We start from the raw sequence: 24,417 nt of genomic DNA on the forward strand, positions 1-24,417 counted from the left end.
CTTTCATGTTACTTAAGAACAAACCAGCAAAAGTACTCCTTCTGATTTCTAATAGTTCTATAGAAATTAGGAGGATATTTAATTTATATAAGTATCATCATGGAATATTTGGAGGTAACTAGCTTATGCAATTAACTCATAAAATTGCTAGGTATATAAAATACCATGGTTTTAAAGGATTAATAAATAAGGTCATTGGAACAGCGGTTTATAAAATAAAAAGACAATTAAGTAAAAAAGAAAATCAAAAACAATTAGAAATTATTTTGAATGAACATGCAGATAAAGAAATTATAGTGTATTTTTCTCCAGTTCCGTGGAACTTACCTCTGTATCAAAGACCACACCATATTGCATTAAACTTAGCTAATTCAAATTATCTTTATTTCTATTGTACAAATAATCCTGTTAAAGATAACTTGAATGGTTTTAGAAAAATAGCAAATTCTTGTTATTTGACAAACCAACAGGATATTTTATTGGGTTTACCTAATAAAAAAATTATTCATTTATATTCAACTGATATGAGAGATATTGGTGAAGTATATGAGAAAGCAATAAAAAATAATGATGTGATTTTATATGAATATATAGATGAACTACATAAAGACATTACTGGAGAAATACCTGAATATGTTTTTAAAAATCACCAAAAATTATTAAAAGATGACATTAATTGTGTAGCAATTGCTTCAGCAGATAAATTATTAGCAGATGTTGAATCTCATAGAAGTAAAAATTATAAATTAATAACAAATGGTGTGGATTTTAATCATTTTAATAAAAATCAAAATAATGCGATTCCTAAAGAAATAAGAAATGTAGTAGAGAAAAAAAGACCAATTATTGGATATTTCGGTGCTTTCGCATCGTGGTTTGATTATGAGCTAGTATTAAAATTAGCAGTTGAGCGCCCAGATTACGAAATTTTATTAATTGGTTGGGATTATGACAAAAGTATAGTTAAATATAATTTAGATAAAGTACCTAATATTACAGTTATAGGTCCTATAGATTACTCTATTTTACCTGATTATTCTAAGTGGTTTGATGTATCAACAATACCATTCAAAATCAATGAAGTAACAGAATCTACATCACCTGTGAAATTATTTGAATATATGGCAATGGGGAAACCAATTGTTACGACAAATATGAAAGAATGTAGAAAATATAAATCAGTTTTAATCGCTAAAAACCGTGAACAATTTATTGGGCAAATTGATCGAGCATTACAATTAGAAGATGATAAGAAGTACTTAAAATTGCTTAAGGAAGAAGCGATGATCAATACGTGGAAAGAAAAAGCACAAGAGATTCGTTATGTGTTGAAAGAGTCAAAGGAGGAGAAATAATTGGAGAATGGAGCAAGAATTGTCGGTAGTTTATTATAGCGGCGTATTTACGCAATATCGGCTGCATTAGGAGTGCCTGTTACATTTTTAATGGTTAAATTTTTTGCATTAAAGAAATAATTTGTGATTAAGCATGTATAAATCACATGTGTTTTAATCAAATGTTGGAGATATAACAATGACACAAAATAAAATCCTACTCGCACAAAATAGTGCGTTTATCGCGAATCGTTTGCCACGTGCTGCCCGTGCTTTAAAAGAAGCGAACTATGAAGTAGATATATTAAATTGGAACCGTGGAGTAAATGCCGAGATTATTCAAAATGCAACTGAGAGCTTTGGTTTAGAAGGAATTACTGTCCACTCCATTTATTGTGGAAATACACCATATGGAAAAGGAATCATTACAATTTTTAATAAAATTCTATTTATCATAAAAGTAATACTATTCCTTTTTAAAAATGGCCATCAATATAAGGTTGTGCATGCAATTGATTTTGATTTGGCATTACCTGTTTATATAGCTAAGCTACTAAATCCAAAATTAAAATTTGAATTTATTTATGATATTGCTGATTTTGTTGAGACTTTTCATAGTCCTATTCCTAAGTTTATTCGTTCAATGATTAAAAGTTTAAGTGAACGAATAATGAATCATGCAAAAGTTGTAATAATCCCTGATGAAAACCGACTTGTCAATATTCCAAAAGAGTTTCAAAATAAAACCGTAATTATTAACAATAGTATTGATCCACCTCAACAAACAGTGGACTATGAAGTGAAAATAAATGGTGACACGTTAAATATTTTTTATTATGGTGCACTTAGTAAAGATAGAGGTATTGAATTATTATTAAAGCAAAAAAATGTTTCTTTATGGTTTGCTGGTAAAGGTGAATTACAGGGGGAAATAGTAGAGAATGCAGATACTTATGATAATATTCATTACTTAGGTTATCTACAATTAGAACAAATTTTATATGTAGCTAGCCAAATGGATGTTATTTATATGGTGTATGACCCAAGCTATCAGCATAACCAAATCGCTTCCCCAAATAAATTATATGAAGCATTGTATTTAGGAAAACCTTGTATTGTAGCTGAAAATACTTCAATTGATTTATTTGTTGAAAAATATGATATAGGATATATTACGAAATTTGATGAGCACAACTTAAGCAAAATGATTAAATCTATTAGTAAAGAAGAGTTAATAGTAAAAGGAAGTAATGCAAAATCTATTTATCCAGCGTTTAGCTGGGATACCTCTAAAAGAAAATTAATAGAAATTTATAAATCTATTACGAAAAAAGGTGACACAATATGAATCATCCTTTAGTTTCTATTATTACGCCTTCTTTTAATAGTTCACGCTTTATTGAGGATACGGTTAATTCGGTTTTAAATCAAACCTATCCTCATTTTGAGTTGATAATTGTGGACGATTGCTCAAAGGATAATAGTTTAGAAATGATTACCGCATTTAGTAAAAAAGATGAGCGTATCAAAATATATCAGTTAGAGAAAAATAGTGGGGCTGCTACTGCTAGGAATTACGGAATTCAAGTTGCAAATGGGAAATACTTAGCCTTTCTGGATAGTGATGATTTATGGGATCAACATAAGCTTGAAGTACAAGTGAAGTTTATGGAAAGCAACAATTATACATTTTCTTTCACTAATTATAATATGATTGATGAGAAGGGTAATTCTCTTAATAAAACTGTAACGTGTCCTAGTGTCATCGATTATAACAGTTTGTTAAAAAACACAACGATTGGTTGTTTAACTGTTATGCTCAATATTGAGCAACTTGGTAAGCCGATTATGCCTAATTTGCAACCTGAGGATACTGCTTTATGGTTAAAAATTTTAAGAAATAATAATAAAGCGTATTGCCTTCAAGAAGTGTTGGCAAGCTATCGGATTGTAGGAAACTCTGCTTCAAGTAATAAGCTCAAAGTAGCAAAAAAGATGTGGATTGTATATAGAAAGTCAGAAAATATTAATAGATTGAAAACTTCTTGGTATTTCGTTCATTATGCGTGGAATGCTGTTAAGAAGCACTATTTATAGAAGGTGAGAGTATGAACGTTTTAATCACAGGAGAATCAGGTTATATAGCGAAAAGTTTAAAAGCCTATTTGACTTCGAAATTTGCAGAGAGTTCTTTTTTTCTAAAGTCTATTCGAAATAATGCTATAAGTAATCTGTACTTAAATGAGGTAGATGTTCTAATTCACTTAGCTGCACTCGTTCATAAAAAAGAAACAACTGATAGTGAGGGGCTTTACTATCAAGTAAACACCGAACTAACCTATCAATTGGCAATGAAAGCAAAGTCAGCAGGAGTCAAGCAATTTATTTTCTTTAGTACAATGGCTGTGTATGGTGATGTACAAGGGGAAATAAATTATCAAACCAAGCTGAATCCAGTAACGTTCTATGGAAAAAGTAAGCTAGCCGCAGAAAAGAAAATTTTAGAATTACAAGAAGAGCATTTTCAAGTTGCCATTGTACGACCACCAATGGTATATGGTCCTAAGTGTCCAGGTAATTATTCACTTTTAAGTAAGTTAAGTCGGAAAACTTTTGTTTTTCCAAAAGTAGAGAATAAACGGAGTATGCTTTTTATAAATAATTTGAATGAGTTTATATTCCAATTAATTCAATATAAAGAGTCTGGCATTTTTCACCCACAAGACCCCCAATACATTAATACAAGTTCAATGGTACGAGAAATTTCGAAAGTGCATGGTAAGTTTGTTTATTTTAATAAACTAGTAGGAAGAGTATTAAAGTTGCTGATAGGGAATAAAATCATCTATAAGAAAGTGTTTGGAGATTTATATTATGAGAGAGAGTTATCATCATACAAAGATAATTCCTACCAAAAGTTTGATTTTGAGCAAGCAATTGCTATAACTGAGAGGGAAAAATGAAACGTTTATTGGATATTATTTTAAGTTTTATAGCGATTATTATATTTGCCGTTCCTATGGTTATTGTCAGCATTGTAATTAAAGTAACTTCAAAAGGCCCAATATTATTTAAACAACAGCGTGTTGGTAAAAATGGCATCCATTTTGAAATTTATAAGTTTCGGTCAATGTATACAGAAACTCCAAATGTTTCAACAGAAGACCTAGGTGATCCAACTAGTTATATTACACCTGTTGGAAAATTTATTAGAAAAACTAGCATAGACGAGCTTCCACAACTTTTTAATATTATTAAAGGGGATATGTCAATAGTTGGACCAAGACCGGCCTTATATAATCAATACGAGTTAATTGAAATGCGTAACAGTGTGAATGTTAACTCTGTTAGGCCAGGGTTAACGGGTTTTGCACAGGTGATGGGACGTGATTTTATTTCTGATAAGGAAAAAGTTGATTACGATAAATACTATGTTGATAATAAGAGTATCGTGCTAGATATAAAAATAATTTGGATGACATTTTTCAGTGTATTAAAAACTGAAGGAGTTAAGATGAAATAGAGATAAGAGGTAAAACTTAAATTATGAAAAAAATCCGAAAAGCTATTATACCAGCAGCAGGGCTTGGCACTCGTTTCCTTCCAGCAACAAAGGCAATGCCTAAAGAGATGCTACCAATTGTAGATAAGCCGACAATTCAATATATAGTAGAAGAAGCCATTGCCTCCGGAATTGAAGATATCATTATAGTTACAGGTAAAGGTAAACGTGCAATCGAGGATCATTTCGATAATTCATTTGAACTTGAGACGAACCTAATAGAAGCAGGTAAATTTGATATGCTTGAAAAGGTTCAGAAGTCTGCTGAAGTGGAAATTCATTACATCCGTCAAAAGGAGCCGCTTGGACTAGGTCATGCAATTTGGTGTGCTCGTAAATTTATTGGTGATGAGCCGTTTGCAGTGCTACTTGGTGATGATGTTGTTAAAAGTAATGAACCTTGCTTAAAACAATTAATGGATCAATATGAAAAAACGTCTTCAAGTGTGATTGGTGTTCAAGAAGTGCCAGATAGGGATGTCCATCGTTATGGTATTATTGATCCTGTCAATACTGACAGTCGTTTAATACAAGTTACACAATTTATTGAAAAGCCTAGCTTGGAGGACGCACCTTCAAATTACGCTATAATTGGACGTTATGTATTAACACCTGAAATTTTCCATTTCTTGGATGAGAAGAAGAAAGGTAAAGGTGGCGAAATTCAGTTAACCGATGCTATTGAATCTTTAAATGGTATTCAACAGGTTTTTGCATATGTATTTGAAGGTCGTCGTTATGATGTAGGTGAACAATTAGGTTTCATCGAAACGACAATTGATTTTGCTTTAGAACGTGACGATTTAAGCGAAAGTGTTAAAGCGTTAATTTTACAAAAAGCTAAACAATTGAGTGGCAAAACGGATTGATTTTAGTTGTTATTGGCTTTATTGATATCGTTTGTCAGGGAATTAGTAGAAAAACTCAAGAAGTTGTTATATCAAATAATTATGGTACTTGCAACGTTAGATTGTAGATACACAAACTTTTTTGTGCAAAGCGATTTATATGATGGAGTTACTCATGTGCGTAATATTCAAAGTGCCTGGCGTTATAACAGAAATTTCAATTAGAAGGTATGTCTCAAATTGGGGCATACTTTTTATTTTAATGTCGATTAAAGATCGAAGTCATTCAAATAATGATAAAAGAAAAAATATCTAAGGATATTGAAATTGTTCATTCTAATTACTATATGTCATAATATACATATCAAATTTTACCTTGAGAAGTGAGGATTCAATTGTGCTGACAGAAATTGTTAAAACAACGTTACTGAATTGTTCCCTAGACGATAGTGATATAATTCGATATAAAGATCGTGTAAAGAGGATTCATGACGCTTTACCACAATATCCATTAACAGGATGGGTGGATTCTCCGTTACAAGATCAAGAAGCACTACTTACTTCTATTGAACGAGTAGCGAGTGAGGTACGTGCATGTGCGGATGTACTTGTCGTTGTCGGGGTTGGTGGATCATTTTTAGGGGCACGAGCAATTCAAGAAGCGCTAATGCCTTATTTTGGTCTAGCTAAATGTGGCATCGAGGTTGTTTATGTTGGTCTAAATATGAGCGGTGCCTATATTAAGGAACTACTCGAGTATTTAGATACAAAGCAAGTGTATGTCAATGTGATTTCAAAGTCAGGTGGTACGATGGAGCCTGCGTTGGCGTTTCGCGTAATGCGTTTATATATGGAAGAACGTTATGGTGATAAGGCCATTGAGCGCATTATTGTGACTACAGATGCTGAAAAAGGGATATTGAAGGGTATTGCTGATAAAGCTGGCTATCGTCAATTCGTGATTCCGAATGATATTGGTGGACGTTATTCCGTGTTGACGCCTGTAGGCTTATTGCCTGTAGCAGTAGCGGGAGTCAATATTCGTGCTTTAATGGATGGTGCGCGACATGCAGCTACGGAACTAGCGGAATCAGATTTAGCACATAACGATGCATACAAATATGCGGTCATGCGCCATATGCTTTATGAGAAAGGTTTTACGATTGAGTTGCTTGCTTCCTTTGAGCCAGGTTTGAATAAGTTCCATGAATGGTGGAAGCAGTTATTTGGTGAAAGTGAAGGAAAGGAGCATAAGGGACTCTATCCTTCAACGGTGAATTTCTCAACAGATTTACATGCGATTGGGCAATTTATTCAAGAGGGAAGTCGTGTAATGTTTGAGACATTGTTACACTTTCATGAAATCGAGGGAGATTTAGCTGTGCCTTTTGATGCTCGAAATGAAGATGGGTTAAATTATTTATCGACTCGCACCTTTAATGAGATTAATGCTATTTCCAAACAGGGTACAGCACTTGCACATGCAGAAGGAAAGGTGCCTGTTATTCAGCTTGAATTACCGAAGCTTGATGTGTACCACTTAGGTTATTTGATTTATTTCTTCATGAAAGCTTGTGCGATGAGTGCGTGCTTATTAGAGGTTAATCCGTTTGATCAGCCTGGAGTTGAAGCGTATAAACGCAAAATGCTAGAGTTGTTGAAAGAAGAGAAGGTGTTCAAGTAATGGTTAATGTTCGTGATTTATATAATCGGTGGAACGAGATGAGCCTTCCTAGTTATTTAGCAGAGGAGCTTGTATCTTTTGCTGAGGATAGTAGTTTAATAGAGGATCGCTTTTATCAATACGTATCCTTTGGTACTGGTGGAATGCGTGGTGTTTTAGGTGCTGGAACAAACCGTATGAACGTTTATACCATTCGTCGTGTTGCAGAAGGACTTGCTCGTTATATCGAATCGAATGGCGAGGCCGCTAAAGAGCGTGGGGTTGTTATTGCTTATGATACACGTCATTTCTCGTATGAATTTGCCTGTGAAACTGCAAGTGTACTAGGAGCACATGGTATTCGTTCATATGTTTATAAAGAAGCACGGCCAACACCGCAGTTATCATTTACGGTACGTCAATTACATGCTTATGCAGGTGTTGTCATAACGGCAAGTCATAACCCTAAACAGTATAATGGCTTTAAGGTGTATGGTGAGGACGGTGCACAACTAACACCTCAATCTGCCAATGACATCGTGGAACATATGGAAAATATCGAGGATATATTTTCTATAAAGGTATGTGAACTTGAGCAACTGGAACAGCAAAGAATCTTGTCATGGCTTGGAAGTGATATGGATGCCGCCTATTTAGAGCATCTTTTAACATTAAAGGACAATGATGATATTGCTCTAAATATGAAGCTTGTTTATACGCCATTACATGGTGCTGGTTTAGTGCCAGTTAGTGAAGGGCTACAAGCTTTTGGTTTTCAGCACATACATATTGTGAACGAACAAGCTGTACAGGATGGAGCTTTTCCCACGGTTTCTTACCCAAATCCAGAGGAGCCTGCTGCCTTTGCGTTAGCGATGGAACTGGGGCGAAAAGTAGGCGCAGATCTTTTATTAGCAACAGATCCCGATGCGGACCGTTTAGGTGTGGCCGTGAAGAATGGTGAGGGCTACGAACTATTGACGGGAAATCAGCTTGGTGCATTATTGCTACATTATTTGTTATCAACAAAACAATCTAATGATACTTTACCGGATAATGGGGTAATGTTGAAAACTATTGTAACTTCAGAGTTAGGTGCGATGATAGCCAAGCAATTTGGTGTAACCACGGTCAATACGTTAACGGGCTTCAAATACATCGCTGAAAAAATTGCGGAGTATGAAAAAACGGGTGCTTTTTCGTATTTATTCGGCTATGAAGAAAGCTATGGCTACTTAATTGAAACTTTCGCTCGCGATAAGGATGCGGTACAAGTTGCATTAAAGGTAGCGGAGATGGCAGCTTTCTATGCAAAGAATGGACAAACATTATTAGATGGATTGCAAAATTTGTATCATCAATATGGTTATTACAAAGAGGCTTTAGTTTCTCAGGTATTTGAAGGAAAGAATGGTCAAGATGAAATGAAAGCAATATTAGATAATCTTCGACGAAACGTGCCTGAGTCAATAGCAGACTTAGCTGTAAAACGATTTGAGGATTACTTAACAGGACTTACAACATTAGCTGACGGTACAACTGAGTCTATTGTATTGCCTAAAGAAAACGTTTTGAAATATATACTTGAAGATAATTCTTGGGTAGCCATTCGACCATCTGGTACAGAACCAAAATGTAAGTTCTATTTTGGTGTTGTTGGAGAAACAGAAGAAGAAGCAAAAGAAAAACTGAAGCAACTGCAAGCTGTATTTGTATAGAATAGTAGTTTAATAAATCGAAACAATAAACGCCCTCTTAAAATCGGAGGGCGTTTTCATTTTCTTTCTGTACTCGTTTCAATAAAGCCTCTTGCTGGATTGAGGGGCTGCGGTTGATTGGAGTGGAGGCGGAGCGACTCCTTGGGGATCAGCGACTCAACGGACGCCCCCAGGAAAGCGCCCCGTCAGAATGGACATCAACCACACGTTATGGTGATAAACCTACCAATTTCTAATATTAAAATTAATTTACACAATATAGATACTATTAAAATAAGTCATTAACAATAATATGCTAACATATACATATAGTGGGGAAATAGGTTTAAATTATTTCAACTATTGATGGCAAGCCGTATGCGATGAAAGTCGCCTGTATGGTGTAGGCCCAAAGAAAGGTGACAGCAGTTAAGGAGGTTAGTGCCAATAGTAGAAGAGAAAGTAGATCTTTCAAAAACAGATGCTGAAAAAGTTAATATTGATGGAATCACAGTTAAAGGAAACACAATTCTATAATCTTTTTGCAAAGTCTTCTCTTAGAGGCTTTGCATTTTAAAAACTAACTTTCCTAAGTTTGAAAGGGGATTTGACTGGATGTCGAAGAAGAAGTGGAAGAAGCCGATAAATGCCTTTTTAGCAACAACTCTAGTGGCAAGTGTTGTCACACCTGTAGCACCGCTTACAGTAAAAGCCGAAACATTAGCAAATGATTTAATCATTTCAGAGTATATTGAAGGTAGTTCCTTTAATAAAGCGATTGAAATATATAATGGTACAGGTGCCGCGGTTGATTTAAGTAATTATACTTTAGAGCTTCATACGAACGGAGAAGCTACCGCGAAAAATAAAGTGAGTCTGACAGGTACTCTAGAAAACGGAGCTACGTATGTTGTATATCATAAAGATGCAGGTCCAAACATTAAAGCAAAAGGGAATCTAGAAAACTCAACTGTTATTAACTTCAATGGGAATGATCCGATTGTATTAAGGAAATCGGGTGAAATAATCGATTCCATTGGACAAGTTGGTCCTTCAGCAGATTTTGCTAAAGATGTAACTTTAGTAAGAAAGAATTCAGTTTTGTCGGGTGATACAAATATTAATGATCCATTTAACCCTGCTTTAGAATGGAATTCTTCTTCAGTTGATGATTTTTCTAATTTAGGGCAACACGTAATGGACAACTCAGGTGGACCTGTTGATCCTGTTGACCCGGAAACACCAGCAATCCTCCCAATTGGAGATGCTAGAACTAAAGGTGTGGGTGAAACGGTAACCATTAAAGGAAAAGTAGCTGCAGGCTTGAAAAATACGTTCTCCGTCCAAGATGATACAGGAGGTATTGCAGTACGACCTACTAGTCTAGATTTGTCTGTCGGGGATGAGGTTACTTTAACAGGTAAATTAGCTGACTATCGCGGATTACTACAATTAGATGGTGCTACAATCGTTGAAAAAGGTGGAAATTCTGGTGCGCCATCGCCAAAGGTAGTAACTGGTACTCAAGTAACGGAAGCAAACGAATCACAGCTAGTAACAGTGAAAAATGTTACGCTTACAGATGTTCAACAAGGAAATGGATGGGTGAACTTTACGGCAAATGATGGGACGAATTTCCTTGTACGGGATGAAACGAATTCACTTGGATTAACTGCTGGTACTTCCTATGAATCTATTACTGGTATTGTCCAACAGTTCGATCAAGATTATCAAGTTATTCCCCGCTCAAAAGCAGACATTGTTGTGGATAGCTCAGCATTAAAACCTGCTATTGCATCTCCTGGAAGTGGAACGTTTACAGGGAAAACAACAGTTACGTTGACAACACCGACTGCAGATGCAGAAATTTATTACACATTAGATGGCACTGAGCCAACTGAGAAAAGTCATAAATATGAGATGCCACTAGAAATCAGTAAAAATACTACAGTAAAGGCAATTGTTAAAGATAAAAATGGTACGTTTAGTGAAGTAACTACGTTTGATTATATTATTGCCGATAAATTACAAATTCATGATATTCAAGGTGCCAATCATACTTCTTCATTCAATGGTAAAACGGTTGAGGGCATTGAAGGTGTCGTAACCTATTCATTCATGTTAAATAACAATTGGTATTATAACATTCAAACACCTGATGATTTAGCTGATCATAATCCGAATACGTCTGAAGGGATTTTACTATACAGTGGTAAAAACGCTTGGCCAGTTCAGGTAGGGGACTTAGTATCTGTTAAAGGGCAAGTAAATGAATTTGCCTATGATGGTTATAGTGATCGACAACAAACAGATTTAAAAACTACGCAAATCAATGTACGTAACGATCAAGGCGGAAAAGTAGAAGTCGTGAAAAATAGTGTGGCACTACCAAAGCCAATTGAAATTGATAAATTAAAAATGTCCTTAAGCAGCATTGACAGTGATCAACTTCAAACATTTAATCCAACGATTGATGCTATAGATTTCTGGGAAAGCATTGAAGGGATGCGGGTAGAAGTAAAGGACGTAAAAGCGGTAGCACCACAAGAGCATGGAGATCTGGTGACAGTACTTGGCAGTGAACCGACAAATACAATTCACGGTGGCGTATTGTACGAAAAAGGAAATGCTAATCCAAACAGAATTCAATTCAGATTGGAACCGAATGCCGCTGCACGCGATTTTGAAGTGGCTACAGGTGATCAATTTAAAGGACCTATTACGGGAGTCGTAGGCTATTCCTATCAAAACTTTAAAATCTATGTTCCTTTAGACGAAATGAAAGCTGCCCATCAACGAGGTACAGCATCACCTGAGAAAACAAAAATTGTAAAAGCCGATGATAAGCTAACAGTTGCATCTTATAATTTAGAAAACTTCTCGAATAACAAAAGTTCTACGACTGATGATAAAGCGAAAAAGCTAGCACGAGCAATTGGCATTGATATGGGGAGCCCAGATATTGTTGGTGTAACTGAGGTGCAAGATAATAACGGTGCTTCTCCTGGTGATTCAAACGCAAATGAAAGTTATCAAAGACTAATTGACGCGATCAAAGCTACAAGTGGTGTTGAATATCAGTATGTTAATATTGATCCTATCAACAATCAAGACGGTGGAGCACCAGATGCGAATATTCGTGTTGGCTTCCTTTATAATCCAGAGCGAGTGAAGTTGAAGGAAGGTATCCCAGCAGGAGATGCTACAACAGCTGTAGATTATAAAGATGGGAAATTAACACTGAACCCTGGTCGTATTGATCCAACAAACGAAGCGTTTAATAGTAGTCGTAAACCTTTAGCGGCACAATTTGAATTCCAAGGTGAAGACGTAGTAGTGATCGCCAACCATTGGAATTCTAAAAATGGAGATACGCCATTATTTGGTGCTAAGCAACCGCCTGTATATGGCAGTGAAGTGCAACGTCAAAAAATCGCACACATTGTTTATGATTTTATTGAAGATATTAAATCAAACAATCCAGATGCAAATATTGTTTCATTAGGCGATTTTAATGATTTTCAATTTGCAGATGCTTTAAAAATACATGAAGGTCAATTAATGACGAATATGATTAATAAAGTGGAAGATTCTGATCGTTACACATACGTCTTTCAAGGAAATTCACAAGTATTAGATCATATTTTAGTTTCGAATAATCTAGCAGACAAAACAGTTGTAGATGTCCTTCATATTAATGCTGATTTTACGGACATGGCTGGTCGTGCAAGTGACCATGATCCTGTCATGATTCAAATTGATATGAAGAAAGATTCAAGTATTGAACCGATTAAACCTGAAATCGTATATGACCTTAAGAACTACAAAAAAAACAAATTGACAATAAATAAACCTAGTGTGGCAGTGCATTTAGATGCTCAATCTGTTATTCCAAAAGGTGTGGTCCTTAAAGGTGCCTATGCGGAGCTACATGGAGAAGGCTTTAAGACGACTGATGTTATCCTTAGTCCAGTAAAAGCAGGGGCGATTATCGACTTAAAAGGCACTGCTGTGAAATCAATCACGATTGAAGGTTCAAATGTTAGTGAAATAAGAGATGCTGAAAATATAGATATCAAATCGATAATCTATAAAAAGGGTGCAGCTCCTGAGCAAATTAAATTTACAAATTCGAAGGGCGAACCTATTGGAGATCCTTCTTTACCTTCTGAAAATAATGCACCTATCATTAAAAATCCTATAGCAAACAAATCTGTAGCTGTTGGTGAGACAATTAACATTGATTTAACAGATCATTTCTCAGACCCTGATGGTGATGAGCTTTCATTTACAGCTACAAAAGGAACTGTAAAGGGCAAGACATTAACGCTTAATTTAGAAGAGGGTAGCCATATTGTTGGCGTTACAGCATCTGATGGTAAAAAAAGTGTTACAGCAAGTTTCAGTGTTACAGTTGTTGCGAATGATTATTATACAGCTGCCTATAACAAAGAGGGGCAGGAACTAAAAAAGGCACTTCACGATATCATTTCTGAACAAAAGGTACTTTCTTATGATGAAGTTTGGAATGCATTAAAGTATACGGATGAAGATCCTAATAATCCAAACAACGTCATGTTATTTTACTCTGGGAAATCTAGTCCCAAAACAAACAGTGGTGGCAATGTAGGAAACTGGAACCGAGAGCATACATGGGCAAAATCCCACGGTAATTTTGGAACAAGCAATGGACCAGGAACGGATATCCATCACTTACGTGCAACCGATGTACAAGTTAATAGCTCAAGAGGAAATTTAGATTTTGACAATGGCGGCAGTCCAGTAGCAGGCTGCAATGGTTGCCTGAAAGATTCAGATTCATTCGAACCTCCTAATCGCGTAAAAGGTGATGTAGCACGTATATTATTATATATGGCCACTCGTTACGAGACTGGAAATAAGGTAGACCTTGAATTAAATGACAAAGTCAACAATGGAACAGCTCCTTACCACGGTAAACTTTCTGTTCTTTTAGAATGGCACGAGCAAGATCCAGTAGATGCCTACGAAAAACAAAGAAACGAGAGAATTTACGAAATCCAAGGTAATCGCAACCCATTTATAGACCATCCAGAATGGGTAGAAAAGATATGGTAAATTAAACTCAAAACAAAAAACGCCCACTTCAGTTGCTAACCTGAAGCGGGCGTTTGTCGTTTACTGTGCTCATTTCACTGCAGCCTTATGCTGGTTTTCTTGCCTTATAAAACTCCCACATTCTTCTATTAAATTTCCTCATTATAGCGTAAAAAATTAGATTGCTAGTATTGCCATTGCATTCTTCGACAAACTATGACATCCTTAAATTAGAGATAAAAGTAAAGTATTAGGGGAATGTTTTGTGATTAAAGAGTGGGATTTACTACGTGTGGTCGCGTGTTTATCTATTTTATTATTACACACTTCTTCGTGGATTATTATTGAAGCTGGTGCGATACCAGAGCAGCCATTTTATCTGTTTTTACGTATTGCGCTATGTTATGCGACACCGACGTTTATTTTATTATCTATATTAATTTTGGCGAATCGTTATCAGGATAAAATACCGAGTAACTTTTGGTCAAATAGAATTCAATATATTTTTCTGCCTTATTTAATATGGGCCATGATCGATGCAGTAATTGTAGAGTCAATTTATCGCAAGGGCTTATTATGGGAAAAAATTGTCCGCAATGTCTTCTACAGTGAGTTTGTAGGCTGGTTTGTTTTGGTCATTATGCAGCTGTATGTAGTCTTTGCGTTAATGAAACGTTTTAAGTGGTCTATGGCTTGGTTTTTACCGTTATGTATGCTGATTACGCTTGTCCATCATTCGATGATTTTATTACCATATCCGATTTTTGAAGAGAATGAGTTAATGTTTCGTTTATTCTTTACGGGGTGGCTTGGGTATTTTGCCATTGCTTATGCGATGGGGGTGTATTATACGCAGATTGCCACGCTTGCGAAAAAGTATCGTTACGCGACAATTGTGTTCTTCGTGTTATCTGTTGCCTTTTTATACATTCGTATGCTGCTTGGTTATACAGATACACATTCGAGACGCCTTGATTTAATGCCGCTTGTTTTAAGTATTGCATTGCTAGTAATTGCCTGGGGACAGTCGATACCTTACACGAAAACGGTTCGAGTGCTGAGCCAATATTCGTTTATGATCTATCTCATACATTGGGAAGTTCTGCGTCTATCGACAGGCTGGTTTGTAGAGCACTTCGATCGCACGCTAGTCCGAGTGCCACTGTTGATGCTGTGGACGTTAGTCGTTTGTATTGCGGTGACCAAGTTGATTTCATTACTTCCATATAGTCAATGGGTAGTAGGGAAAATTAAAAAGCGTGCCACATAGTAAAAGCAGTGATTTCTTTCATTATAGAAATCACTGCTTTTTTTGTATCACCCGTAGAGTCGTTATTCCGCCACCAAAAGTGGAAATATCGCCGGTAAAGTAGTGAGTAGCGCCGCTAAAAGTGGAAATTCCGCCGGTAAAGAAGTAAGTTGCGCCGCTAAAAGCCGGAGTATCGCCGGTAAAGTAGTGAGTAGCGCCGCTAAAAGCCGGAGTATCGCCGGTAAAGTAGCTAGCTCCGCCGCTAAAAGTCGGAGTATCGCCGCTAAAAGTGGAAATTCCGCGGGTAACCTAGTCAATTCCGCCGCTAACTTCAACGATAGCGCCGCTAGAAGATAATACTTGTACTAAAAGCTTTCGCTACTCGGGCATCAATTTTAAATTGCGGTCATTGTAAGCAAGCACGACGTAGTCTGGGTGCATGCTTTGTAAATAAGAAAGAACATCTTTATCCAAATAACGTAAGTCTAAAACTGTTAGCTTTTTAAAATGACTCGCTACATGAAATTGAATGGCATTAAAATATGAATCTTTGATGACAACGACATGTTTGTCGCTGTCATAGTCATTGTTAACAATCGTGAGCTCTGCAAAGTCTCGGCTGTAAGCATCAGCATAGTTTACGACTGTGTCAGGGCTCATTTGCTTGGCACGACCGTATACTGACTCGTACGGAGCCGTGACGCCATCCTCGATTGTACCGTCATAGATTGTAAATTGCGTTGCGAACGAAGCGGGCTCGTTGTAGCAAATTTCATCGTGGTTATCGACGGTCATGTACAGGATTTTATTCCATGAGCCAGCAAACTTATTCGGTAAGCAATAAGTATTGGCTTCCTCGTATGGAATCGGCTCAATTGTTTCACCGAGTCGCTCGCTCATCGTTTTCATGAGTGCCTCGTAGCCTGTGTATGCGCCACGCATCGTCCAGTGATGATCGGTTTTGTAGAAGTTCCGTTCAGCAGAAAAGTCGTTCTTCATTTCATCATAGAGACGGATATTGTCTACGCCAGCATCAGTAACAAGCTCATGTAGGCGCGCATTATTGGCTATTCCTGCATCATCAGGCATGTAGCTTGGACTTGGCTCACGTGAGTAAGTTGCCTTTGCTGGTAGTGAGTAAAACGTAAACGGGATATTTTTTTCAGCAAGCCCTTCGCTTAGATTTTGCAAATCGGAGGCGAAGGAAGCAAGCTCTTCATCAGATTTTGCTTCAGCGGGCTTTGAAATAATCCAGCCGCTGTCATCATCAACTGCGTACTTATCGTTTAAGTAGGTTTTCCCCATTGCCCGTTGGAAGTAAACATAGTTACGCATCCATGTATCTCGTGCAGGAAATTGATCGGAAATATATGTTTCTACTTGTTTTGACCATGCCCCAGAAAAGATCTCCTGTGGGCTTGGTGAAATGTTTGCAGATTCTAACGGACGGTTCTCCATCTCAGATTGTGGACGATCTACCGTTAGCACATGCACGACGAAGCCACCGAAAATGATGCAAAAAAAGGTTATTGGTAATAGATACATTTGTATTTTTCGCATATTGTCCCACCTAGAATCTAAAGTAAATGAATGGATTATGTGTTGCGTTTACTAAAAACATCGTAATAAAGAGCAACAATGCCCCATAGTAAATTGTTTGTACAAGACGTAGACTCCAATCAAATGATAGGGAAGCGGTTGCTTTTTGCTCGCTCCACGTTTGATAAAGTCTATAAATTGGCATAGCGAATATGATTGCTACTACAAAATACACGGCATAGTCTTTCGCCAGTAAAATCGTTTCATAATTATAAAGTGCCGCATCGGAGAGCCCAAACATCGTTTTGATAAACTCAAAAGCATATGTAAAGTCATTCGCTCTAAAGAATACCCAACCGATCATAACGATAATAAGTATATAAACATGGCGTAAGAAACGAGGAATACGCTCCAACCATTTTAAAAGCACCCATTTTTCAAGGCAAATTAATATTCCGTAATAAAAACCCCAAGCCATAAATGTCCAGCTTGCTCCATGCCAAAAGCCCGTTAGCGTCCATACAATTAATAAATTTCGATAGAGCTTCCATTCGTGGCTAACGCGACTACCTCCAAGTGGGAAGTAGACATAGTCTCTGAACCAGCTGCTAAGCGAAATATGCCAGCGACGCCAGAAGTCTGTAACAGATTGTGCAATGTACGGATAGTTAAAGTTTTCTTCAAAATGGAAGCCGAAAATTCGTGCTAAACCAATGGCCATATCACTATAACCTGAGAAGTCAAAATAGATTTGTAACGAGTAAGCTAAGATACCTATCCAAGCAGTACCTGTCGTTAAATCGCCGCCTGATAAGCTGAAGACATGATCGGCGACTTCGCCCATCGGATTCGCAATAAGTACTTTTTTAGCTAACCCTTGTACAAAGCGACGTGTACCAATCATCCAATCCTCTGCTGTAGAGAAACGCTTTTTAATTTGCTCTGCTACCGTTTGATAACGAACGATCGGTCCTGCCACAAGCTGTGGAAACAATGTAATGAAAAGTGATAAATCCAAAAAATTACGCTGTGCCTTAACATCTTTTCGATAAACATCGATCACATAGCTAAGTGCTTGGAATGTATAGAACGAAATACCGATTGGAAGGGGTACAGCCTCCCATTCAATTGGCTGCTCCAAGTAGTTGTTAATAATGTCCACAAAAAAGCCGGCATATTTGTAATAGCCTAAGATAGCTAGGTTACTTACAATAACAAGCCAAAGTAGCGCTTTTCGTTTGGACTGCGAGACTGTCTTTTCAATAACAATCCCCAAAATATAGTTGAGCAAAATTGAAATCATCATTAAAAGTACATATTTCGGTTCGCCCCATGCATAAAAGAACAGACTGGCCAACAGTAATATTGTGTTGCGTAGCATCTTCGGAGAGATGAAGTACACAATGAGCACTAATGGCAAAAATACATATAAAAATATAAGGCTACTAAAAACCATTCCTTCAAATCCCCATCTCTAATAATTATGTAATTGCTAATAGAATCGCCATGATCGCTGATAAAACCGAAAACATCGCTGATAAAATGTCAACACGCCGATAGTCCAGTGAACTTCGCTGATAAGATACCCCGAATCACTGATAACATCGTGAAAATCGCCAAAATAACTGATAATATGCAAAACTGCTAGATAATTCTAATATAAACAAGGAAATGCAAGAATAAATTACCTACCTCATTGTAACGTAAATTCACGAATTGTTCACTACTGGTTTTTAATCAAATATTGGTAAAAAGTCGATTTTTGTCGAAAAAATGGTTGGTAAAAAAGACATGGGCAAATTGGTATATTTTCCGTGCGGCAGTAAGGTTTGTCTGTTAATTTTCAGGATGGAGATGTTTTATCTATTAATCTAAAATATGGTTGAAAACCCTTTAGAAATCTACGTTTACCATATCTTTCATTCCAAATCTTGCCCTTTGAAATTTATTATCACGTACTCTTATAATAGATTCGTAGTCACCAAAAGTGGCTAATTTATCTAGGAGGTTCTTTCATATGAAACAAAAATATAGTAAATGGGTTGTCGGCGCAGCATCAGCGGCCCTAGTAGCATCAGCAATCGTACCAGCAGCAAGCGCAGCAAGCAGCTTTTCTGATATTGAAAAAAGTGACCACAAGGATGCCATTTTAGCATTAGCAGACGCTAAAATCGTAGCTGGTTACCCAGATGGAACATTCAAACCGAATGCCGTTGTAACTCGCGGAAATGTAACAAAATTCTTAGGTAAATGGTTAGTATCAGAAAACTACGAAATTCCTGCAAACTATGAAACAGAAGCACGTTTCACTGATTTACCAACAACAACACCTGACAAAGAGTTATTACAATATGCAGCACTTGTTAAAGATGCTGGCGTATTCAAAGGCTCTAACAACAAATTAATGCATACTAATAACATGAGCCGTGAACAAATGGCAGTTGTTTTAGTACGTGCGATCAACACTGTTTATAACGTAGATTTAGTAGCAGATTACAAAGAATCTGACTTCAAAACGACAATCACGGATTTAGACAAAGCTACAGCTACTGAAAATCGTGAAGCAATCGTCGCGTTAGAATATGCTGGACTTACAAACGTGAAAGCGTTCAATCCTAAAAACACATTAACACGCGGTCAATTTGCATCATTCTTACACCGTACAATTACTAAAATTGGTCAAGGTGAAACTTTAACTGTTAAAGAAGCTAAAGTTGTAGATGCAACAACATTAGAAGTAACACTTTCTAATGACAAAAAACATACTGTAAAATTAGAAACTGCTCTTCCAGAAAACAAAGAAACAAAAGTAGAGTTTGTGATCGATGGTAAAACTTATTCAGCTGTAGTTACATATGTAACTGACGTAAAAGTAAAATCTGTTGATGCAGTGAATGCAAAAACTTTAGCTGTAACATTCAACAAACCAGTTGAAACTGAAAAAGCTAAATTTGAGCTTAAAAAAGACGGCTTCAAATCTAACTTCTCTTCTATTACATGGAACGAAGATAAAACAGTTGCAACAATCGAATTAACTAGCAAAATTACAAAAGGTGAATTCACAGTTAGCGTAACTGGTCTTTCAGATAAAGCAGTAACTGGCTCTGTAAAAACTGAAGACGAAAAAGTTGCTGGTATTGAAGTTCTAGGTGATGTAGCTCCATCAACTGGCGACAAAACAGCTACAATCGGCTTCCAAGTTAAAAACCAATACGGTGAAGATATTACAAAATTAAACGCTTCAGCTTTAACACTTACTGCAGCAGGCGCTGATTCAGCAGTTGCAAATGCAGACGGCTCTATCACTATTAATAAAGCTGCTGGTCTTAAAGAAGGCGACAAAGTTGTACTTACAGTAATCCACGGTGGAACTGCAACTACAACTACAAAAACTGTAACAGTTTCTGCTAAAACTGTAGCAACTGATGTAACAATTGGTGCTCTTTACAATAAAGATGGCAAAATGTTAACTGAAGATGCTAATTTAGCAAAAGATAAATTCTATCTTCCTGTAACTGTAAAAGACCAATACGGTAAAGAAGTTACTGACTTAAACCGTCTAAAAGATGAGGTTATTGTTACAAATACAAACCAAGCTGTTGCAACGTTTGGTGCATTTGAAAAACAAACAATCAATGGCAAAGATGTAATCGTACTTCCCGTTACTAGCATCGTAGCAAATGGTGATACAAACGTAATCGTTATCGCAAAAGCAACTGGTAAAAACGGCCAAGCAACAGTGAAAGTTGCTGAAGGTTTACGTGCTGATACAGTTACATTAGGTGCACCAACAAAAGTTGTTACTGCTGGATCTGATATCCTATTCCCATTATCTGTATTAGATAAACAAGGTAATGCTATTAAAGATACTGCTGTACTAGGCGGATCTAAAGGTATCTCTATTACTGGCGGTACTTTAGTAGAAAAAGACGGCGAGCTTTATGCAAAAGTAGCAGGCGATAAAGTAGTAGAAAACGCACCAGTAACTGTTGTTGTTACATCTTCAACTGGTAAGGTTGCAACTCAAACAGTTATCCCTAAATCTACAACTGCACCAAAAGTAATCACTGGCTTAGATAGCAAAGTAAGCACATCTATCCGTGAACTAGCTGATGCTAAAGTAGAAATCACTGCAAAAGACATCGTAGTTGAAGACCAATTCGGTCAAGTTATTTCATCTGACGAGCTTCTTGCAAAACTTGGAACATCAGGCTATGCAATCCAAGCGGTTACAGACAATGATGCACCATTCACTGTAACTGGTGAAATTAAAGATGCTACTAACAACAAAATCACAGTAGCATACAAAGCAGGCGCTACAAAAACAACTGCTAATGTAACATTCAAACTTGTAAAAGTAGGTGGCGAAGCGATCGAAGCTAGCTCTTACTCTAAACAATTCTCAGTTGTAAAAGATAGCTCATTCTCTTCTTATAAAGTAGAAGATATCAAACCTATCTATGTAACTGAAAAATTAATTCCAGCTAAATATGGCAAAGACATCGTAGTGAAAGCAGTAACAGCTAATGGTGGAGAAGTTACACTTAAAGCAGGTTCTGACTACACTGTAAAATCTACAGTTCTTACAAACGTTGCAGATGGTAACGTTACGACTGGCGATGCAGCTAACGTAGAATTCGATAAAGATGCAAAAACTGCAACTGCAAAAGTAACAATCACAATCAATGCTACTGGTGAAGAAATCGTGAAAGAAGTAACATTCTCTAACGTTGCTCCTAAAGTAGAAAAAGTGGCAGTAGTAGAAGAAGGTAAAGCAGATAAATTCATCGCTGGTGAAACAGTTAACGCTGTAACAACTTCTTCTTACAATGTAGCTGCTAACTTCAACCTAGATGCATTCTTCAGTTTAGCTGACGTAGTTGTTACTGACCAATACGGCGTAATGGCAACTGTTGCTGAAGCTGGTGCAGAAAAAGGTCAAGCTAAATTTAACAACGTTCCAACTGCTGCTACAACTTTAACTTTATCTAAAGTTTCAGGCGAAGTAGTATTCAGCGATAACGGTACAGCTACTGCATCTGCTACAGGTAAAGCAAACGACGTATTCAATGCTCGCGTAAACATTGGTGGTCAAAGTGCAACTCCTGTAAAAGTTACAGCTAAGCAAGACTTCAAAAACTAAGAAACACTTTATACAGTGGAGGTTCGAGTAAATCGAACGCTCCACTGTTTTTTTTATTATCTATTTTGGGCGATGGAGCGGCGGAGTTAGCTTGTTAGCGGCGAAAAGTGGATCTTTAGCGGCGGAGTTGACTACGTTGGCGGCGGAAAATGAACCTTTAGCGTCGGAGTTGACTATGTTGGTGGCGAAAACTCAACTTTTAGCGGCGGAAGCGACAACGTTACCAGCGGAATTTTTATCTTTAGCGGCGGAAAGAACAGCTAAAGCAACGGAAAGACCATCAAACAGAGGAGGAGTGGCAATCAATCGCTGACATTAAAAGTAAAACCAGAAGAATTTATAATGGAAAAATATTAAATTTTTGGATTCCATTACACGTATTATCATAGTATGATAGATAAAATGTGTTGAGGGGTTGAGCTAGTGAAGAAGCATACATTATTTCAGGGCGCAATAGTTGCTGCTCTAACGACAAGTGCTATTGTGGTAGTGCCAACTGCGCAGGCAGCAGAAAAATTTACGGATGTTGATTACACGAAAGAATATGGTGCCGCGGTCAAGGATTTAGCAGCACGCGGTATTATTAAAGGATATGTAGATGGTACATTTAAGCCATTCGCAGATGTGACGCGTGGACAGGCTTCAAAGATTTTAGCAGGTCTTTTAGGACTAGATACTAAAAATGTAGAGGACCCACAATTTACAGATGTAAAGCCGAGCGATGAATATTACGGGGCAATCGCAGCTCTAGAAAATAAAGGGATTATTTCAGGCCTTGCTGATGGGAGCTTTGGTGTCAATCAAGCGATTACTCGAGAACAATTAGCGCGAATGCTAACAGTGGCGTATCAGTTAGAAAGTGATAATGTTGATCAGACATTACCATTTAAAGATATTGTAAAATATTCAGAAGCTCATTATGCGGTCGCTCCATTGTTTGAGAATAATATAACGAAGGGGCTTACACCAACTACTTTTGGTTTAAAAGAGACGGTCAAACGTTCACAGCTTGCGTTATTTATACATCGTATTGAAGCGATGCAGGCTAAACGAGTGATCCAAACATTTACCGCAAGCGAGCTTGATTCAAACTATATTGAGGCTTATTCTTCAGACAATCTAGCGGCGGATGGTGAGCATGAATTTTTCCGCGTTCTTCGAGCAGATAATGATGTGAAGATAGAGGCGTTACGAGAAGGATCGGGCTATTTCATGCTTATTGGCTACAATATAGATAATGAAGAAAATTATAATATAATTGAAATGCAAAAATATAAAATTGATGTAACAAAAGTAGATGGAAAGCTACAAATTAACTGCCAGCCAACCGATGAAGTTAAGCCAGGCTCAGCGCTGTTTTTGGAGGAAGATTTAGGTTTTAATCCGAAAAATATTGAGCTAACTACAGCTGCTGGTCATGCAGTGAGTGAGAAAGTCTACAGCTATCAACCGATTGATCTCGAAGACTGGGGAGAAGAAACTGTTCCTAAGGGCAGTAACTATGTGCTTTCGCTATCACAAGCAGGGGACTATATTGCAACATTATCGGATGATAAAGGACAATCGGTACGAATAGGCATCCGAGCAGAATCTGATGGCTATGATTTGTATACAACTTCTGCGGTTGAAAAAAGCAGTGTGTTCATTCCAAAAAGTGAAATCGGCTTTACTGTGAAAGATTTCAAAATTGAACAATACACAGGCGCGAGGTATGATCATAAAATAGTGGATGTAGAGCTTTCAGAAAAGGGTGTCACTGTAAAAAGAGTTGGAAAAGGTGATGCTACTTTTTCTATCCGCCTGAATGGAGCAAATGGTGAGAAGTTATATGTACATGGCATGGTCTATGAGGTAAGTGGCGTAACTTCGATGTACTATGAAATAGCGACACAAGAACAAATGGAGAACAGAATTAAACATTGAGATAAGAAAAAGATGGTGATCGCCGGTAGAATTTAGAACATCGCTGATAAAAGTGCTAGAATCGCTGATAAAAGAGCCGGAACCGCTGATAAACCAGAGGAAACCGCTGATAAAAGAGCTAGAATCGCTGATAAACCAGAGGAAACCGCTGATAAAAGAGCCGGAACCGCTGATAAACCAGAGGAAATCGCTGATAAAAGAGCTAGAATCGCTGATAAACCAGAGGAAACCGCTGATAAAAGAGCCGGAACCGCTGATAAACCAGAGGAAACCGCTGATAAAAGAGCCGGAATCGCTGATAAACCAGAGAACATCACCAATTAAACTAAAAACATCGCCAACAGCAGAAAACCTCCCCAACATGTCGGGGAGGTTTCTGTATG

At 37.1% G+C, this 24,417-nt stretch carries 17 protein-coding genes; 14 read left to right on the top strand and 3 right to left on the bottom strand.

What is annotated here, in order from left to right:
• The first annotated feature begins 125 nt into the window (after nt 1–125).
• The 11 genes from AB9L17_RS03355 to AB9L17_RS03405 all read left to right on the top strand — a co-directional run bounded on the left by AB9L17_RS03355 (nt 126) and on the right by AB9L17_RS03405 (nt 15,450).
• Nucleotides 126–1,355, top strand: a complete 1,230-nt coding sequence (locus AB9L17_RS03355; RefSeq protein WP_375200072.1) for a glycosyltransferase — start codon at nt 126–128, stop codon at nt 1,353–1,355.
• 178 nt (nt 1,356–1,533) lie between these two features.
• A complete protein-coding gene (locus AB9L17_RS03360; RefSeq protein ID WP_375200073.1) occupies nt 1,534–2,682 on the top strand; it encodes a glycosyltransferase in 1,149 nt (382 codons plus the stop codon).
• Nucleotides 2,679–3,431, top strand: a complete 753-nt coding sequence (locus AB9L17_RS03365) for a glycosyltransferase family 2 protein (protein WP_068986193.1) — start codon at nt 2,679–2,681, stop codon at nt 3,429–3,431. Before AB9L17_RS03360 ends, AB9L17_RS03365 begins: the two co-directional genes overlap by 4 nt.
• Before the next feature lie 11 nt (nt 3,432–3,442).
• Nucleotides 3,443–4,297, top strand: a complete 855-nt coding sequence (locus AB9L17_RS03370) for an NAD-dependent epimerase/dehydratase family protein (RefSeq protein WP_375200074.1) — start codon at nt 3,443–3,445, stop codon at nt 4,295–4,297.
• Nucleotides 4,294–4,857 carry a sugar transferase gene (locus AB9L17_RS03375; RefSeq protein ID WP_375200075.1) on the top strand — a complete coding sequence of 188 codons (564 nt, stop codon included), beginning with the start codon at nt 4,294–4,296 and terminating at the stop codon, nt 4,855–4,857. Before AB9L17_RS03370 ends, AB9L17_RS03375 begins: the two co-directional genes overlap by 4 nt.
• A 23-nt stretch (nt 4,858–4,880) precedes the next feature.
• Nucleotides 4,881–5,765, top strand: coding sequence for a UTP--glucose-1-phosphate uridylyltransferase GalU (galU, locus tag AB9L17_RS03380; protein ID WP_375200076.1), 885 nt, complete (start codon nt 4,881–4,883; stop codon nt 5,763–5,765).
• Between the two features lie 376 nt (nt 5,766–6,141).
• Nucleotides 6,142–7,428, top strand: coding sequence for a glucose-6-phosphate isomerase (locus AB9L17_RS03385; RefSeq protein ID WP_375200077.1), 1,287 nt, complete (start codon nt 6,142–6,144; stop codon nt 7,426–7,428).
• On the top strand, nt 7,428–9,125 hold the full coding sequence (locus AB9L17_RS03390) for a phospho-sugar mutase (RefSeq protein WP_375200078.1): 1,698 nt from the start codon (nt 7,428–7,430) through the stop codon (nt 9,123–9,125). Before AB9L17_RS03385 ends, AB9L17_RS03390 begins: the two co-directional genes overlap by 1 nt.
• A gap of 113 nt (nt 9,126–9,238) precedes the next feature.
• On the top strand, nt 9,239–9,361 hold the full coding sequence (locus AB9L17_RS03395; RefSeq protein WP_375200079.1) for a hypothetical protein: 123 nt from the start codon (nt 9,239–9,241) through the stop codon (nt 9,359–9,361).
• A 358-nt stretch (nt 9,362–9,719) separates the two neighbouring features.
• Nucleotides 9,720–14,201: an endonuclease gene (locus AB9L17_RS03400; protein ID WP_375200080.1), complete on the top strand. Its 4,482-nt coding sequence runs from the start codon at nt 9,720–9,722 to the stop codon at nt 14,199–14,201.
• Between the two features lie 244 nt (nt 14,202–14,445).
• Nucleotides 14,446–15,450: an acyltransferase family protein gene (locus tag AB9L17_RS03405; RefSeq protein WP_375200081.1), complete on the top strand. Its 1,005-nt coding sequence runs from the start codon at nt 14,446–14,448 to the stop codon at nt 15,448–15,450.
• A 357-nt stretch (nt 15,451–15,807) separates the two neighbouring features.
• Here the strand turns inward: AB9L17_RS03405 and AB9L17_RS03410 are convergent, their stop codons facing one another.
• Together AB9L17_RS03410 and AB9L17_RS03415 are read right to left on the bottom strand one after the other, a co-directional pair.
• A complete protein-coding gene (locus AB9L17_RS03410) occupies nt 15,808–16,989 on the bottom strand; it encodes a DHHW family protein (protein ID WP_068986183.1) in 1,182 nt (393 codons plus the stop codon).
• A gap of 10 nt (nt 16,990–16,999) precedes the next feature.
• The gene (locus tag AB9L17_RS03415; RefSeq protein ID WP_068986182.1) at nt 17,000–18,424 is read right to left on the bottom strand and encodes an MBOAT family O-acyltransferase; all 1,425 of its coding nucleotides are present in this window, start codon (nt 18,422–18,424) and stop codon (nt 17,000–17,002) included.
• Nucleotides 18,425–18,985: 561 nt separating this feature from the next.
• On the opposite strand from AB9L17_RS03415, the gene AB9L17_RS03420 reads away from it, so the two are divergent.
• From AB9L17_RS03420 to AB9L17_RS03430, 3 genes are all read left to right on the top strand, one after another.
• Nucleotides 18,986–22,111 (top strand): S-layer homology domain-containing protein, encoded by a 3,126-nt coding sequence (locus AB9L17_RS03420; protein WP_375200082.1) that lies wholly within the window; start codon nt 18,986–18,988, stop codon nt 22,109–22,111.
• Between the two features lie 175 nt (nt 22,112–22,286).
• A complete protein-coding gene (locus tag AB9L17_RS03425) occupies nt 22,287–22,424 on the top strand; it encodes a hypothetical protein (protein WP_375200083.1) in 138 nt (45 codons plus the stop codon).
• Between the two features lie 110 nt (nt 22,425–22,534).
• Complete coding sequence (locus AB9L17_RS03430) at nt 22,535–24,034, top strand: S-layer homology domain-containing protein (protein ID WP_375200084.1); 1,500 nt, start codon at nt 22,535–22,537, stop codon at nt 24,032–24,034.
• Between the two features lie 32 nt (nt 24,035–24,066).
• Here the strand turns inward: AB9L17_RS03430 and AB9L17_RS03435 are convergent, their stop codons facing one another.
• Nucleotides 24,067–24,354, bottom strand: coding sequence for a hypothetical protein (locus AB9L17_RS03435; protein WP_375200085.1), 288 nt, complete (start codon nt 24,352–24,354; stop codon nt 24,067–24,069).
• Between the last annotated feature and the right edge of the window lie 63 nt (nt 24,355–24,417).

The sequence above is a fragment of the Lysinibacillus sp. RS11 genome (genome assembly GCF_042019215.1).
Lineage (GTDB): Bacteria > Bacillota > Bacilli > Bacillales_A > Planococcaceae > Lysinibacillus > Lysinibacillus xylanilyticus_A.